Source organism: Bradyrhizobium sp. 61 (assembly GCF_023073075.1).
In the GTDB taxonomy this organism is placed as follows: Bacteria; Pseudomonadota; Alphaproteobacteria; order Rhizobiales; family Xanthobacteraceae; genus Bradyrhizobium; species Bradyrhizobium barranii.
The window spans coordinates 83,361-98,027 of record NZ_JADPIU010000074.1; the positions used below are offsets into that span (position 1 = coordinate 83,361).

Sequence of the window (14,667 nt, forward strand, 5' to 3'; positions counted from 1 at the left end):
AAAACCGGTTAGCCGCGCATCAAGCCTTCTGCGCGAGCTTCTCTTTGAGGAAATCGCGCACCGGCGCCGGCTCGACGTCCTTCGCGATCACGGCACGCCCGACCGCCTCCAGCAGGATGAAGGTGAGCTTGCCGCGCTTGACCTTCTTGTCCTGCGCCATCAACGCCATCAGCGCGTCGGCGTCGGCAAGCCCTTCCTGCGCGAAACCGGCGATGTCCTGCAGGCGCGTCGGCAGGCCTGCGTCGATGAGGTGACGCTCGACGCGCGCGGCATCGGCCTCGCCGATCATGCCAAGCTTCGCCGAGAACTGCGCCGCCAGCGTCATGCCGATCGAAACACCCTCGCCATGGAAGAGACGATCGGAGAAACCGGTCGCGGCTTCCAGCGCGTGACCGAAGGTATGGCCGAGATTGAGCAGCGCGCGCTCGCCGGTCTCGCGCTCATCGCGCGAGACGACGCCGGCCTTGGCGCGGCACGAGGTCGCGATCGCGTGCTCGCGCGCGGAGCCGCCTTTGAAGATATCGGAATGGTTCTTCTCCAGCCAGGTGAAGAAGGCTTCGTCGCCGAGCACGCCATATTTGGCGACCTCGGCATAGCCGGCGCGGAACTGCCGCGGCGACAGCGTGTCGAGCACAGCGGTGTCGGCAATGACGAGCAGGGGCTGGTGGAAGGCGCCGAGCAGATTCTTGCCCTGCGGCGAGTTGATGCCGGTCTTGCCGCCGACAGAGGAATCGACCTGCGCCAGCAGCGAGGTCGGCACCTGCACGAAATCGACGCCGCGGCGCAGGATCGCGGCCGCAAAGCCGGCGAGATCGCCGACCACGCCGCCGCCGAGCGCGATGACGAGATCGTTGCGCTCGATCTTCGCGGCGATCAGGGCTTCGCTGACTTTTTCGAGGCCGGCATAGGTTTTCGAGGTCTCGCCTTCCTCGACCACGATGCGCGAGGTCGGAATGCCGGCGGAAGCGAGCGACGCTTCGGTCGGCTCGAGCCAGTGTTTTGCGACAGTGCGATCGGTGACGATTGCCGTACGCACGCCGGGCCGCAAGCGCGCGACCCGTTCGCCGAGCGAGGCCAGCACGCCGCGGCCGATGACGATGTCATAGGCGCGATCGCCGAGCGCGACGTCGACGTTGACAGGATCTGAATGTTTCAACGGCGCAGTCATCGTACGGCACTCGCAACGTCGGCAGGTGATTGGGCGGCTTGTTCGCCGCGGAGATGGGCGCGCAGCGTCTCGATGCATTCCTCGACGATCTTGTCGTGCGGCACGTCGCGCGAGGCGATGGTGAGGTCGGCATGGCGATAGATCGGCTCGCGCTCGGTGAGGAGGCGCGTCACGGTTCCTTCGGGATCGGCGGTCTGGAGCAGTGGGCGGTCGGCGCGGCGGCGCACCCGGCGCATGATGACGTCAGGGTCGGCCTTGAGCCAGATCGAGACCGCCTTGGCCGCAATGCGATTGCGCGTCTCCTCGCGCATGAAGGCACCGCCACCGGTCGCCAGCACGATCGGCTCGCCGTCGAGCAGGCGCGCGATCACCCGCGCCTCGCCATCCCGGAAATACGGCTCGCCATGGCGCTCGAAAATCTCCGGTATGGTCATGCCGGCATGAGCGACCTCGATCTCGGTGTCGGCGTCAACGAAGGGCAGCTTGAGCCGGGCCGCCATGCGGCGGCCGATGGTGGATTTGCCCACCCCCATCATGCCGACGAGCACGATCGAGCGCGTCCCGAGCGCCGACAGGATGTCGGCCTCAGGGGCAGCTTGTATCGGCAACGCGGCGTCGGGCATGGGTCTCGCTCGATCTGCCGCCGGAGGCGGCATGCTTTGGCCACCTATACGACCCCCTCGGGGCCCTCGCCAGAGGACTCTTGCCACGAAACGGCGAACATGTTGGATGATTTCATTGGTTAATTTGGACGCCTGAGACCCTCGCCGAGATCTTGCCCGATGCCCAGCCTGTTCCGCTTCCTGACGGTCGTCGCCGTGCTCGCCGGCATCGTCTATGGCGTGGTCTTCGCGCTGGCGAACTTCGTGAGCCCGAAGTCGCGGGAAATGACGGTGACGATCTCGCCGGATAAGTTTCTCAAGAAATAGGAGCTAGCCTCCAGGGCATGCGCGTACAGCCCTCAGACAGCAAGCTCACCGGCCTGTTCCTCGACATGCTCGCGGCGGAACAGGGCGCCGGCCCCAATACGCTCGACGCCTACCGCCGCGACCTCACCGATTTCTCGGAATTTTTAGGCCGCGTCGGGCACAGCTTTGCCGACGCCGAGACCCAGATCCTGCGCGATTATCTCGCCGATCTCGACAGCCGCGGCTTCAAGTCCACCAGCGTCGCGCGGCGGCTGTCGGCGATGCGGCATCTCTACCGCTTTCTCCTGAACGAGCGCATCCGCACCGAGGATCCCGCGGCGATCCTGTCCGGCCCCAAGCGCGGCCGCGGCCTGCCGAAGGTGCTGTCGATCGCGGATGTCGACCGCATGCTCGGCCGCGCCAAGGAATTGAGCGAGGCGGAGGACGCTTCGCCCTCGAAACGGCTGCGGGCGTTGCGGCTCTATTGCCTGCTCGAGGTGCTCTACGCCACCGGCCTGCGCGTCTCCGAGCTGGTGGCGCTGCCGCGCTCCGCGGCAAAACGCGACGCCCGCATGATCGTGGTGCGCGGTAAGGGCAACAAGGAACGCCTGGTGCCGCTCAACGAGGCCTCACGGCAGGCGATGGCCGATTATCTCGCGGCGACGGAAGCGGCAAAAGCCGACAAGAAGAACAGCGTGGCCGCCTCGAAATGGCTGTTCCCGTCGTTCGGCGAGAGCGGGCATCTGACGCGGCAGCATTTCGCCCGCGACCTGAAAGAGCTTGCTATCGCCTCGGGGCTGCAGGCCCGGCTGGTCTCCCCGCATGTGCTACGCCACGCCTTTGCCAGCCACCTCCTGCACAACGGCGCGGATTTGCGCATCGTGCAGACCCTGCTCGGCCACACCGACATCTCCACGACCCAGATCTATACCCATGTGGTCGAGGAGCGCCTGAAGAGCCTGGTGCGCGACCTGCACCCGCTGGCGGAGAAATAGTTCTCTTGTAGCCCGGATGGAGCGCAGCGAAATCCGGGGCCGCCCGCCTCGCGGAAAGACCTTCCCGGATTGCGCTTCGCTCCATCCGGGCTACAGGCAACCCATGAAACCGCCTTGACTTCGGCCACATCTCCGCAGAAAGAGCCGTGGCCTCACGCATGATTTGGCGGGCTGCTTCCAAGCACACAAGCCAACTCATTGAAGAAGCTACATTTCTTTCCGCCGGTCCAAACCTGCTTCGACGCCCCGCCCCGTCCTCGCTATATTGAGTTGATGCCAGATCACATGCGCAGCTATCTCGACTTCGAAAAGCCGGTCGCCGAGCTCGACTCCAAGGTTGACGAGCTGCGGACGCTTGCGGCCTCGGGCACCGATATCTCCGAGGAAATCGGGAAGATCGAGGACAAGGCGGCGCAGGCGCTGGCCGACCTCTATCTGAACCTGACGCCGTGGCAGAAGACGCTGGTCGCGCGGCATCCGCAGCGGCCGCATTTCAACGACTTCATCAAGGGCCTGATCACCGAATTCACTCCGCTCGCCGGCGACCGCAAGTTCGGCGAGGACGAGGCGCTGGTTGCCGGCTTCGGCCGCTTCCGCGGTGAGGCCATCTGCGTGATGGGCCAGGAAAAGGGCGATTCCACCGAGAGTCGCATCCGGCACAATTTCGGCATGGCGCGGCCCGAGGGCTATCGCAAATGCGTGCGGCTGATGGAGATGGCCGAGCGGTTCGGCCTGCCCGTGCTGTCGCTCGCCGATTCCGCCGGCGCTTATCCCGGCATCGGCGCCGAAGAGCGCGGCCAGGCCGAGGCGATCGCACGCTCGACCGATGCCTGCATGGCGCTGACCGTGCCCAACGTCGCCATCATCACCGGCGAGGGCATGTCGGGCGGCGCCATCGCCATCACCACCGCCAACAGGGTCCTGATGCTGGAGCACGCGATCTACAGCGTGATCTCGCCCGAGGCCGCCTCCTCGATCCTGTGGCGCGACGGCTCCAAGGCGCAGGAAGCCGCCAACAACATGAAGATCACCGCGCAGGACATGCTGCGCTTCGGGGTGATCGACAGCATCTTGAAGGAGCCGGTCGGCGGCGCCCACCGCGACCCCACCGCCATGATCGCCACCACGGGCGATGCCATCGCCAAGGCCTTTGACGAGCTCCGCGGCCTGGACGGCGACACCATCCGCAAGCAGCGGCGGCAGAAATTCCTCGATATCGGTCGGAAACTGGGCTGATTCGGTCGTTTTCAGTGCCGTAGGGTGGGCAAAGGCGCGAAGCGCCGTGCCCACCAGCCGGTCGGACGGCAGAGAATGGTGGGCACGCTTCGCTTTGCCCACCCTACGAGACCTCCAGTAACTCCCCGTTAACCCTTTTTTTGCCCAAATCAGCGATCTCTGTCCGGATTGGGCCGGAAAGCCCAAGTACGGCCCAAAGTCGCGTCCATTTAGTCTTCGTTGACCATGCCACTGGGCCAACGGGCTCGTGATCCCAGCTCGGGTTGCGACCACATGACCCAGAGGTTAGAATTTTAATCAATGGCTTCAGGGCACAAGCGCTGGAGCGTGGTTCGAAAACACCCGTCACGACGGGTCCGGATCTCCGGTCGGATCATGCTTCGAGATTGGGGTTCGCGCTCTCTGCCCGGCACGGTGTGGGGTCCATCTTGATTTCTCGTTCGCTTGCTCGCGCGCTTTTGGCTTCGGTTGCGCTGCTGACGGCCAGTGTTCTGCTGGCCGGCTGCGATACCGACCAGGTTTCGCTCGCGACCAACGCCAAGGCCAACCAGCCGGTGCCGCCAAAGCTTCTCGCCGCGATGGTCGAGAAGGACATGGACCTGCAATCGCCGATCCTGGTGCGCCTGTTCAAGCAGGAGGCCGAGCTCGAGGTCTGGAAGCAGGCCCGCAACGGCCAGTTCGCGCTGCTCAAGACCTATCCGATCTGCCGCTGGTCGGGCGACCTCGGCCCGAAGGTACGCGAAGGCGACCGCCAGGCGCCGGAGGGATTCTACTCAATCAATCCGGGCCAGATGAATCCGCAGTCGGCCTACTATCTCTCGTTCAACACGGGCTATCCGAACGCGTTCGACAAGGCTCTGGGGCGCACCGGCTCGCAGCTGATGGTGCACGGCGATTGTTCGTCGCGCGGCTGCTACGCGATGACGGACGAGCAGATCGCGGAGATCTATTCGCTTGGCCGCGAGTCGTTCTTCGGCGGCCAGAAGGCGTTTCAGCTGCAGGCCTATCCGTTCAAGATGACGCCGGTGAACATGGCCAAGCACCGGAACAACCCGAACATGCCGTTCTGGAAGATGATCAAGGAAGGCTATGATCATTTCGAGGTGACGCGGCAGGAGCCGAAGGTCGATTTCTGCGAGCGCAAATACGTGTTCGACGCAACGAAGACGCCCGACGCGAAGCGCGATCCGGTGTTCGACGCGTCCGCGAAGTGCCCGGCCTATGTGATCCCCGAGAACATCGCCAGCGCGGTGCGCGACAAGGATGCGCGCGACCAGGTCGAGTACAACAAGCTCGTCGCCAAGGGCACGCCGATCGCGCGCATGAACACCGGCATCGACGGCGGCATGAACAAGATTTTTGCCTCGAAGATTCCGGAGGGATCGACCGGACTGTCGGAGAACGCCGAAGGCTCGACCCTGGAGATGCTGGCGATGGCGAAGGCGCCGGGCACGATCCCCGGACACGTCAATCCGCCCAAGCCCAATCTCGATGCGATCGCCGCCGCTCCCGCGAACCAGGAGCCGGTCGTCGCCGTCAGCGCCCCCGCCGCCACCACCCGCGTCGCCGCAGCCGCGCCGACCAGCGAGAAATCCCAAGAGAAATCGTCAGGCGGCTTCTTCTCCAACCTCGGCCGCAAGATGGGCCTCGGCACCGCCGACACGACGGCGACCACGCCGCCGCCGCAAGCGACCGCGTCCGTGGCCCCGACCACTGCTCCAGCAACGCCGCCCACCGCGACGTCGAGGCTGAAGGCCGCAGTGACCCGATTCGTGCCCGGCCGCGACACGTCCAAGGACGCGCCGAAGCCGGCCGTCGCCGCCGCCAAGCCCGCCGAACCGGTGAAGCCGGACACGCGCCTCGCCGCGACGCGTCCGGCGCTGAAGCCGTCGGTGTCGGATGGCGCGAGTGAAGCGACGCAGATCATGGGCGCCGCGCCGGTGGTGTCGTCGAACTCGTTCGACAGCCGCTTTGGGGCGGTGAAGTAAGGGCGGCGCTCCGCTTAATCTCTCCGATCCATCTCAGCCTGACGCCGTCATTCCCCTTGATGAGGTACGGTGAGAGCGCTGCGCCTCACTCAAAGACGGGCAGCGACCTACGGCGCCAGGTACCGCATCAGCTCCGGATTGACGCGCACATCATTCGCCTGCCCTTGCAGCGCGACCCTGCCGCGGTCGAGCACGTAGGCGTAATCGGCGACGCGCAGCGCGAGGTCGAGGTGCTGCTCGACGATGATGACGGCGATGCTCTTCGCGAGCTCGATCAGGCGCTCGGTGATCTCCTCGATCACGCCGATCCAGACGCCTTCGGTCGGCTCGTCCAGCAACAACAGCTTTGGATCGCCCAGCATCGCGCGGCCGATGGCGAGCATCTTGCGCTCACCGCCAGAGAGGGTGCCGGCGGGCTGGTCGAGGCGCTGGCCGAGTTTCGGGAAGATGGTCAGCACCTGATCGACCGCGTCGGCCTTCTTGCTGGCGAGCGAGCCGACCGCGAGATTGTCGCGCACCGACAGGCGCGCGAACACCGAGTGCTCCTGCGGCACGTAGCCGATGCCGGCGCGCACGCGCTCCTGGGTCGCGCGGCGGCTGATGTCGCGCCCGTCGAACGCGACCTCACCCTTCCATGCCGGCAGCTCGCCGACGATGGTCTTCATCAGCGTGGTCTTGCCGGCGCCATTGCGGCCGAGCACGGCGACGCCGCCGCGCCAGGGAATGCCGAGGGTGACGTCGAACAGGACCTGGCTGCGGCCATAGCCCGCGTCGAGATGCTTGATGTCCAAAAATTCAGGCACGGCGCAGATAGATCTCCTGAACGGATTTATTGGCCTGGATCTCCGACACGGTGCCTGATGCCAGCACCTTGCCCTGGTCGAGCACGGTCAACCGATCGCAGATGTCGCGGATGAAATCGAGGTCGTGCTCGACGATGACGAGCGAGCAATGTTTTTTGATCGGCTGAAGCAATTCACCGGTGACGCGGCGCTCCTCCAGGCTCATGCCGCCGGTCGGCTCGTCCAGCAGCAGCAGCTTCGGCTTGCCCGCGAGCGCCATCGCGATCTCCAGCCATTGCTGCTGGCCGTGCGACAATGCGGCCGCCGCGTCGAAGGCGCGATCGGCGAGGCGGAACTGCGTCAGCATGGTCATGACCTGGTCGTGGAGCGCGCCGCGCGTGCGCGAGAATACGAGATCGAACAGCGAGGACTGCGCCTGCAGCGCGAGCAGGATGTTGTCGTAGAGCGTCAGCGTCGGCAGCACGCTGGTGATCTGGAATTTCAGGCTCATGCCGGCCCGGGCCCGTTCGGTCGGCGTGAACGCGGTGATGTCGGTGTTGATGAAACTCACTTTGCCTTGGGTCGGCACTTCGGCCCCCGCAATGCACTTCATCAGCGTGCTCTTGCCGGAGCCGTTCGGTCCGATCAGGCCGTGAAACTCGTTCTCGCCGACGGTGAGCGCGGCGCCGTCGAGCGCGGTGAGCTTACCAAAGATCTTCTTGATGCCGGCAGCTTCAAGGAGCGGCATTGCGCTTCTCCTTCTCAGTCTGCTTCTCAGTCCGCTTCTCGGTCTCCTTGGGCTTGGCACCAAAGCTGCCGACCCGTTCGCGCTCGCCGAGCACAAAACTGATCAGGCCAAGCGGCCGGAACAGGATCACGAGCAGCAGCAGCAGTCCGAGGATGATCGGCCAGATCTCGCGGTAGTTGTCGGAGAGCCAGAAGCTGACTCCTTCGACGATGATGGTCCCGATGACAGCGCCGATCAGCGTGCCGGAGCCGCCGAACAGCACATAGAGCACCACCTGCGTCGAGACGACGACGCCGACCATGTTGGGCCAGACGAAACCTTCGTGGAAGGCATAAAGGCTGCCGGCAAGACCTGCGATGGCGCCGCCGATCGCGAAGATGATCGCCTTCAGGTGCTGTACCTTGTAGCCGAAGAAGGCGATGCGCTGCTCGTTCTCGCGCAGGCCCGCAAGCGCCAGGCCGAATTGCGAGCGTACCAGGAAGCGGCAGAGCAGGTAGACCACGACGAGGATACCGAGCACGAGATAGTAGAAGGCCGGGCCCTCAGTAAATTCGTAGCCGCCGAGCGACATCGGCGCGATCGAGGGGATGCCGTTCTGGCCGCCGAGATAGTACCAGCCGCGCGCGAGGCGATCGGCGGCGTAGGAGCCGGTCAGCGTGCCCAGCGACACGAAGATGACGCTGGAGGGATGCCGTCCGAGCAGCAGGAAGCCGCCGAGCAGCAGCGCGAAGGTAAGGCCGATGATCGTGCCGGCAGGGAGCACGAGGAAGATGTTGGTGATGTCGAGGTCGCGCGCGAGCAGCGCGACGCCATAGCCGGCCGAACCGAAGAACAGGGCCTGGCCAAAGCTCATGATGCCGGCATAGCCCCAGACCAGATCGAACGACAACGCGAACAGCGCGAGGATGATCACGCGGGTCGCGAACACGGTGAGGTAGTCCTGCAGCACCAGCGGCGCGAGCAGCGCCGCGACGAGCACGACGCCCTCCACGATCGGCAGGACCTTTCGTCCTGCCTTGACCTGTTCCTTGGCCTGTCCCGCGGCCACGCGTTCAGCCATCGCACCGTCCGCTTCGTCGCCGGCGATGGCTTCTCTTACCACAGTCATCGACTTAGGCATTCCGCCTCAGCATTCCTTGGGATCGACGAGCCCGTCGCTGCGTCCGACGATCTCGTAGTTCTCACCCTTGGCGACGGCGGTGTACATCTTCATCTTGCAGTGCCGCTTGCCCGGCACCATCTCGGCCGGTCCGCCCGGGCCTTCGGCGATCTTGGCGTGATCGAGCGTGGCGGCAACCGAGTCGCGATCGACCTTGCCGGCTTCCTTCACGGCCGCTTCCCACAGCTTGAGGCCGCGATAGGTGCCGGTCGCGGCACTGCCGGCCGCGAACAGGAAGTTGCCGGGGAAGTCCTTCTCATACGCCGCCTGGATTTTGGCGTCGAACGGGTTCTCCTTGGTCAGCACCTTGAAATAGTCGAGACAGCTTGCGAGCCCCTCGATCTCCGCGGCCTGGTTGATGTTGAGCGTGTTCTCGTCATAGTAGACGCAGGCTAGGCGCCCGCCGTTCTTGAGGAAGCCCGCTTCATAGAGTTGCTTGAAGAACGGGCCGACACCCGGCGGAATGACGGTGTTGAAGACGACGTCGACCTTGTTGGAGATGATGCGGTTGACGGTCGATGAGAAGTCGATCTGGTCGAGCGGGTAATATTCCTCGAACACGACCTCGCCGCCGTTCGCCTCAATGACCTTGCGGGCGTAGACGTTGAGCGTGTGCGGCCAGACATAGTTGGCGCTCGGCAGCGCGAACTTCTTGCCACCGTTCTTGATCAGCCAGGGGATGAACTCGTCACACTGCTGCGCGGGCGTCGGCCCGGTGCAGAACAGGTAGGGCGTGCACTCCTTGCCTTCGTAGAGCTGCGGATAGATGTAGAGCGTCTTGCCGCGCGCCACGATCGGGTCCTTGATCGCGTTGCGCATCGACGAGGTGATGCCGCCCAGCACCATGTCGACTTTGTCGCGCTGGATCAGTTTTCGGACGTTGCCGACGGCGACGGATTCGTTCGACGCAGTGTCCTCGATATAGAGCTCGAGCGGACGGCCGAGCAGACCACCGGCCGTATTGATCTCCTTGATCACCATCTTGGCGACATTGGCGTCGGCATTGCCGGCATAGGCGATCGGGCCGGTGAGATCGGTCGCGATACCGACCTTGATCGGGCCTTCCGCCGCGTTCGCCCACGGCGCCGGGATCACCCAGCTGCCGACGCCGGTCGCGACCGCGCCGGTGGTAAAGGCAAGATTGGAGAGGAAGCGGCGACGCGAAAGCTGAGTACGATCGAACATGACTAAACCGCTTTTCCAGCGATGAGGCCCTGTGGCCGAAATTTGATGAAGACAATGGCGAGCACGAAGACGAGGACGTCGGCGACGACGGGCGCCATCACCCATGGCAGCGCGGCGCTGAGGGTGCCGATGACGCCGGCGCCCGCCACCGGTCCGATGAAGGAGCCGACGCCGCCGACCATCACCGCGACAAAACCCTGGATCAGGAAGCGCAGGCCGAGATCGGCGTACAGGCTGAACACCGGCACGATCAGCGCACCGGCAAGGCCGGCGAGCGCGGAGCCGAACGCAAACGTGGCGCCGTACATCAGGGGCGTGGAAATGCCTGAGGCCCGCGCCAGCGAGGGATTTTCCAAGGTGGCGCGCATGCGCAGGCCAAAACTCGTGCGCGACAGCAGGAGGTAACAGCCCGCCATCACCAAAAGCGTGATGACGATGATGGTGAAGCGCCAGGCCGAGATGTGCATGGCGCCGATATCAATCGAGCCGCCGATCGGCTCGGGCACGGTGAGATAGAAGCCGCCGATCAGACCGCGCACGGATTCGCGGATGATCAGGCCGAGTGCATAGGTGCCGAGCATCGCCACGATCGGCGCAGCGTAGAAGCGGCGGATGATCAACGCCTCCAGCACGAAGCCGAGCGCACCGACCACGAAGGGCGCCGCGACCATGCCGGCCCAGATCGGCAGGCCCTTGGCGTAGGCGAGATAGGTGATGTAGGCCCCGAGCAGGACGAACTCTCCTTGGGCGAAGTTGAAGATGCCCATCATGCTGGCGATGATTCCGAGCCCCAGCACGATCAGGACGATGATCGCGCCAAAGCTCAGGATCTCGAACGCCGCGACGAACGCGTTAGCCATGCGTTGGATTCTTGTTTTGACGCGTTTTCTTGACGCGAACCGGTATCCACTTCGCTCGAAGACGCTCTGCTCCGTCCGTCTGCATCAGTGCCTCGCTCACATCTTCTTCCAGTCGCCGATCTGCTCGAAAGCATGGGCGGCGCGGTAGATTGTGGATTCCTCGAACATGCGGCCGACCAGCATCAGGCCGACGGGCAGGCCGTCGACCATGCCGCAGGGCAGCGACATCGCGGGATGATGGGTGATGTCGAACGGCGCTGTGTTGGAGATCATCTCCAGCGCACGGGCGACGTAGTCTTCGCGGCTGGCGGTGGGCTCCGGCAGCTTCGTCGCTTTCATCGGCGTCGTCGGCAGCAGCAGCAGGTCGTATTCGCCGAACGCCTTGTCATAGGCCGCGGTCAGGCGACGCGAGATGTTGAGGGCCTTGCCGTAATAGCGGGGACCGAAGCTATTGTTGATGTAGGTCCCGAGCATCAGGAACAGTTTTGTCGTCTCCGACAGCGAATCCGCCTGCCGGCGCCAGCCGCGATGGAAGTCCATCAGCGAGGTCGAGTAGAGGTCAGAGCGGCTGAGGCCATAGCCATCGCCATACATCATGGTCTGGGTCATGCCCTCCGTGCCGATCGGCGTCCAGATCGCGGGACCGACAAGATGCATCGGGATCGAGACGATCTCGACCGTGGCACCAAGGTCCTTGAAGCGCTTGGCGGCCTCGCGGACGCTTTCGTTGACGGCGGCCTCCGCGTTCGCCTGCTCGAAGCCTTCCTTGAGGATGCCGATCTTCATGCCCTTGACGCCCTGGCCGAGCGCCTTGGTGTACTCCTCGACCTTCGGCGCCTTAATGCGGGGATCGTAGCCGTCGTCGCCGGCGAGCACTTCGAGCAGCAGCGCATTGTCGGCGACGGTCGCGGTCATCGGACCGGTGTGGTCGACGAAGACCTCGATCGGCATGATGCCGGTGTAGGGGACGAGTCCCCAGGTCGGCTTCATGCCGTAGGTGCCGCAGAACGAGGATGGCATGCGGATCGAGCCGCCCTGGTCGCCGCCGATCGCCATGTCGACCTCGCCGAGCGCGACCACGACGCCGGAACCAGAGGACGAGCCGCCGGCCGAATAGCCCATCTTGTGCGGATTGTGCACGGCACCGACCGCACCGGTGTGGCTGCCGCCGGACATGCAGAAGGATTCGCAATGCACTTTTCCGGCGATCTCGGCGCCGGCATCGAGCATGCGCGTGACGATGGTGGCGTCGAAATCGGGGACGTAGCCCTCGAGCGTCGCCGAACCGTTCATCATGGGCACGCCAGCGAGCATGATGTTGTCCTTCAGCGCGACGGTCTTGCCCTTGAGCTTGCCGCTCGCCGCACCCTTCACGGTCGACTTGCGGTACCAGGCGTTGCGCGGGTTCTCCTCGGGCGAGGGCCGATAGCCCGGCGTGCGGGGATATTTGACCTCCGGCACTTCGTCCGGCATCGCGCCGACGAGATTATAGGCCTCGATCGAGCCCTGCATCAGGCCGCGGAACGAGGCAACATCGGCATCGGTCAGCGAAAGGCCGCACTGCTTGGCGACGTCGAGAAGTTGGGCAGGCGTGGGAAGGACAACTGTCACGGCGCTCTCCTGAAGTTTCTTGGTACGGTCCCTGCGCGCGGCCGCGATTGGCGCGACGCGCGCAGCGGCCCTGCTGAAACATTCAAAGCGGAAATATTTTCCTTTTCAAGTATTATTTTGAGATGGGGCTGTCCGGATTGCCGCAGCAGACTCAGACCGGCTTGATCAGCTTGAAGTCGAGGCCGTCGGCCTCCGCGAGATACATCTGCATGCGGGCGTGGCCGTTGCGAACGACGACCGGGCCGCGCGCGCCGCCGTAAACGATGTTGCGGCCGGCCGCGAGCATGGGCGCCATCGACAGCGAACCTGCCTTTTTCGCCACGGCTTCGAGGAAACGCAGGCCTTCATAGCTGGACTGGCCGAGCGAGCCGATCGGCGGGGCGTTCGGCCCGAACATCGCGCGATAGCGGATCTGGAAGTCGTCATTGGCCCGCGAGCCGATACCGGAGAAATAGCCGGATGCGCAGAACATGTTCTCGCTGTTGTCGGCGCCGATGCCGAGCAGCACCGTCTCGTCCATGGCCCCCGCCAGCCGCAGCGTCGCGGCACCGAGGCCGCATTCGCCGAACGCACGATTGAAGGTGACGCTGTCGGTGCCGATCAGCGAGATCAGCACGACATCGGGCCGCGCGGCACGGATGCGCGCCAGATGCGGCTCGTGATTGTCCTCGCCGAGGGGGACGAACTCCTCACCGACGACGTGGCCCCCGGTTTCCCTGATGTAGTTCTTCACGGCGCGGTGCGATTGCCAGGGCCAAACGTAATCGCTGCCGATCAGGTACCAGCGCGACGCCTTCTTGACGTCGGCAAGCCAGTGGATCGACGGCCGGCTCTGCCAGCGCGGCGTCTCGCCGATCGCCATCACGCCGGGCGTGCGCTCGCCGCCTTCATAGACCGGCGTATAGATGTAGGGGATGCGATGACGCGTGGTGACGTCGCGCAAACCGACGCGGACCGCGCTGGTATGCAGCCCGACGATGAGATCGACCTCGTCGAACGCGATCGCCTGCTCGGCGCGGTTCAGCACCTCATCGAGCGGCCCGCCGGCGTCGTAGATCGACAGCTCGATCTCGCGGCCGAGGATGCCGCCGCGCTTGTTGATCTCGGCAACGGCGAGCTGCGCGCTGTTGGTCGCGCAGGGGCCCCACACACCCGGCGATCCCGTGCAGCAGATGAAGCCGCCGATGCGCAGCTTGTTCGCGCCACGCCGCCTGAGGAAAGCATGATCGCCCGGCGACAGCGAGCTATCGGCTCCCGACGACGACAGATTCCTCAGCAGCAAGGACGGCGGCATCGCCGGACTGCCGTGAGCCGGGAAGTTTACCGTCGCGTGCACGCCAACTCCTGTCTGGCACCAGACCTGAAAGCACAATGAGCAGGCGGCCGCGGCATCCGCCCTTTTGTTAGGCAAACATCCTATTTTGAAAATATTGAATATTCAACAATTGAAGTGCATATAGAAGCAGCATTGATTGCAAGACATTCACTCATTTGGGTCAAGACGAAGTCTTAGCCGTGGCAAAACCGAACTCCCCGATCACCGAACACCTCGCCTACCTGCTCGCGCAAGCCAACCGGGAGATCAACCGGCAGCTGGAACTGCGGCTGAGCAAGGAAGGCGTTCCCGTCGAGCAGTGGCGCATCCTTAAGGTGTTGTCGGACGGCGATGGCCACTCGATGGGCGAACTCGCGGACGCGGTGCTGCTCAATCATCCGACGCTGACCAAGATGATCGACCGCATGGTCTCCGACACGCTGGTCTATCGCGTGCAGGACCCGAATGATCGCCGCAAGGTTTTGATGTTCATCTCCGACCGCGGCAAGGTGCTGTGCAAGAAGCTCAACTCGCTCGCGGTCGACCAGGAGGAGCACATCCTGGAGAGCTATGGCGACAAATCGACGAGCGAATTGAAGCGGCTGCTGGAGAGCTTGATCGACAGCTCGAATTGAGCGCTGGCTTGGCGCGCTCTCGCAACACTTCATCTCGTGAGGGCGTGGCGCAAATCGCCACACACACTCAGCCGTCA

Annotated in this window: 14 protein-coding genes; 5 read left to right on the top strand and 9 right to left on the bottom strand. The window is 64.4% G+C overall.

The annotated features are described in order from the left end of the window. Window positions 1-19: 19 nt before the first annotated feature. Together aroB and IVB46_RS28220 are read right to left on the bottom strand one after the other, a co-directional pair. The gene (gene aroB / locus IVB46_RS28215) at window positions 20-1,168 is read right to left on the bottom strand and encodes a 3-dehydroquinate synthase (protein WP_247316457.1); all 1,149 of its coding nucleotides are present in this window, start codon (window positions 1,166-1,168) and stop codon (window positions 20-22) included. Then, on the bottom strand, window positions 1,165-1,791 hold the full coding sequence (locus tag IVB46_RS28220) for a shikimate kinase (protein WP_085403588.1): 627 nt from the start codon (window positions 1,789-1,791) through the stop codon (window positions 1,165-1,167). Before IVB46_RS28220 ends, aroB begins: the two co-directional genes overlap by 4 nt. A gap of 159 nt (window positions 1,792-1,950) precedes the next feature. Between IVB46_RS28220 and IVB46_RS28225 the strand changes: the two genes are divergently transcribed. The 4 genes from IVB46_RS28225 (at window position 1,951) to IVB46_RS28240 (ending at window position 6,295) form a co-directional block, all read left to right on the top strand. Then, window positions 1,951-2,097 (top strand): histidine kinase, encoded by a 147-nt coding sequence (locus tag IVB46_RS28225; RefSeq protein ID WP_085403589.1) that lies wholly within the window; start codon window positions 1,951-1,953, stop codon window positions 2,095-2,097. Window positions 2,098-2,114: 17 nt separating this feature from the next. Then, complete coding sequence (xerD, locus tag IVB46_RS28230) at window positions 2,115-3,071, top strand: site-specific tyrosine recombinase XerD (RefSeq protein ID WP_247316458.1); 957 nt, start codon at window positions 2,115-2,117, stop codon at window positions 3,069-3,071. A gap of 273 nt (window positions 3,072-3,344) precedes the next feature. After that, window positions 3,345-4,307 carry an acetyl-CoA carboxylase carboxyltransferase subunit alpha gene (locus tag IVB46_RS28235; RefSeq protein ID WP_063986022.1) on the top strand — a complete coding sequence of 321 codons (963 nt, stop codon included), beginning with the start codon at window positions 3,345-3,347 and terminating at the stop codon, window positions 4,305-4,307. Between the two features lie 428 nt (window positions 4,308-4,735). Beyond that, complete coding sequence (locus IVB46_RS28240; RefSeq protein WP_247316460.1) at window positions 4,736-6,295, top strand: murein L,D-transpeptidase family protein; 1,560 nt, start codon at window positions 4,736-4,738, stop codon at window positions 6,293-6,295. Window positions 6,296-6,402: 107 nt separating this feature from the next. Here the strand turns inward: IVB46_RS28240 and IVB46_RS28245 are convergent, their stop codons facing one another. From IVB46_RS28245 to IVB46_RS28275, 7 genes are all read right to left on the bottom strand, one after another. Continuing rightward, window positions 6,403-7,098, bottom strand: coding sequence for an ABC transporter ATP-binding protein (locus tag IVB46_RS28245; RefSeq protein WP_247316462.1), 696 nt, complete (start codon window positions 7,096-7,098; stop codon window positions 6,403-6,405). Beyond that, a complete protein-coding gene (locus IVB46_RS28250) occupies window positions 7,091-7,825 on the bottom strand; it encodes an ABC transporter ATP-binding protein (RefSeq protein ID WP_028149473.1) in 735 nt (244 codons plus the stop codon). Before IVB46_RS28250 ends, IVB46_RS28245 begins: the two co-directional genes overlap by 8 nt. After that, on the bottom strand, window positions 7,812-8,945 hold the full coding sequence (locus IVB46_RS28255; RefSeq protein WP_247316463.1) for a branched-chain amino acid ABC transporter permease: 1,134 nt from the start codon (window positions 8,943-8,945) through the stop codon (window positions 7,812-7,814). Before IVB46_RS28255 ends, IVB46_RS28250 begins: the two co-directional genes overlap by 14 nt. 6 nt (window positions 8,946-8,951) lie before the next feature. Continuing rightward, window positions 8,952-10,169 carry a substrate-binding protein gene (locus IVB46_RS28260; protein WP_247343912.1) on the bottom strand — a complete coding sequence of 406 codons (1,218 nt, stop codon included), beginning with the start codon at window positions 10,167-10,169 and terminating at the stop codon, window positions 8,952-8,954. A gap of 2 nt (window positions 10,170-10,171) precedes the next feature. Further along, window positions 10,172-11,029 carry a branched-chain amino acid ABC transporter permease gene (locus IVB46_RS28265; protein ID WP_247343915.1) on the bottom strand — a complete coding sequence of 286 codons (858 nt, stop codon included), beginning with the start codon at window positions 11,027-11,029 and terminating at the stop codon, window positions 10,172-10,174. Window positions 11,030-11,125: 96 nt separating this feature from the next. Continuing rightward, window positions 11,126-12,640, bottom strand: coding sequence for an amidase (locus tag IVB46_RS28270; RefSeq protein WP_063980617.1), 1,515 nt, complete (start codon window positions 12,638-12,640; stop codon window positions 11,126-11,128). 151 nt (window positions 12,641-12,791) lie between these two features. Beyond that, window positions 12,792-13,976 carry a substrate-binding domain-containing protein gene (locus tag IVB46_RS28275; protein WP_247316465.1) on the bottom strand — a complete coding sequence of 395 codons (1,185 nt, stop codon included), beginning with the start codon at window positions 13,974-13,976 and terminating at the stop codon, window positions 12,792-12,794. Window positions 13,977-14,155: 179 nt separating this feature from the next. On the opposite strand from IVB46_RS28275, the gene IVB46_RS28280 reads away from it, so the two are divergent. Next, window positions 14,156-14,590 carry a MarR family transcriptional regulator gene (locus IVB46_RS28280; protein ID WP_014490415.1) on the top strand — a complete coding sequence of 145 codons (435 nt, stop codon included), beginning with the start codon at window positions 14,156-14,158 and terminating at the stop codon, window positions 14,588-14,590. Window positions 14,591-14,667: the final 77 nt, after the last annotated feature.

Coding starts and splice junctions, on each gene's coding strand:
- aroB (WP_247316457.1), bottom strand. CDS start 1,168: ATGACTGCGCCGTTGAAACATTCAGATCCTGTCAACGTCGACGTCGCG.
- IVB46_RS28220 (WP_085403588.1), bottom strand. CDS start 1,791: ATGCCCGACGCCGCGTTGCCGATACAAGCTGCCCCTGAGGCCGACATC.
- IVB46_RS28225 (WP_085403589.1), top strand. CDS start 1,951: ATGCCCAGCCTGTTCCGCTTCCTGACGGTCGTCGCCGTGCTCGCCGGC.
- xerD (WP_247316458.1), top strand. CDS start 2,115: ATGCGCGTACAGCCCTCAGACAGCAAGCTCACCGGCCTGTTCCTCGAC.
- IVB46_RS28235 (WP_063986022.1), top strand. CDS start 3,345: ATGCCAGATCACATGCGCAGCTATCTCGACTTCGAAAAGCCGGTCGCC.
- IVB46_RS28250 (WP_028149473.1), bottom strand. CDS start 7,825: ATGCCGCTCCTTGAAGCTGCCGGCATCAAGAAGATCTTTGGTAAGCTC.
- IVB46_RS28255 (WP_247316463.1), bottom strand. CDS start 8,945: ATGCCTAAGTCGATGACTGTGGTAAGAGAAGCCATCGCCGGCGACGAA.
- IVB46_RS28260 (WP_247343912.1), bottom strand. CDS start 10,169: ATGTTCGATCGTACTCAGCTTTCGCGTCGCCGCTTCCTCTCCAATCTT.
- IVB46_RS28265 (WP_247343915.1), bottom strand. CDS start 11,029: ATGGCTAACGCGTTCGTCGCGGCGTTCGAGATCCTGAGCTTTGGCGCG.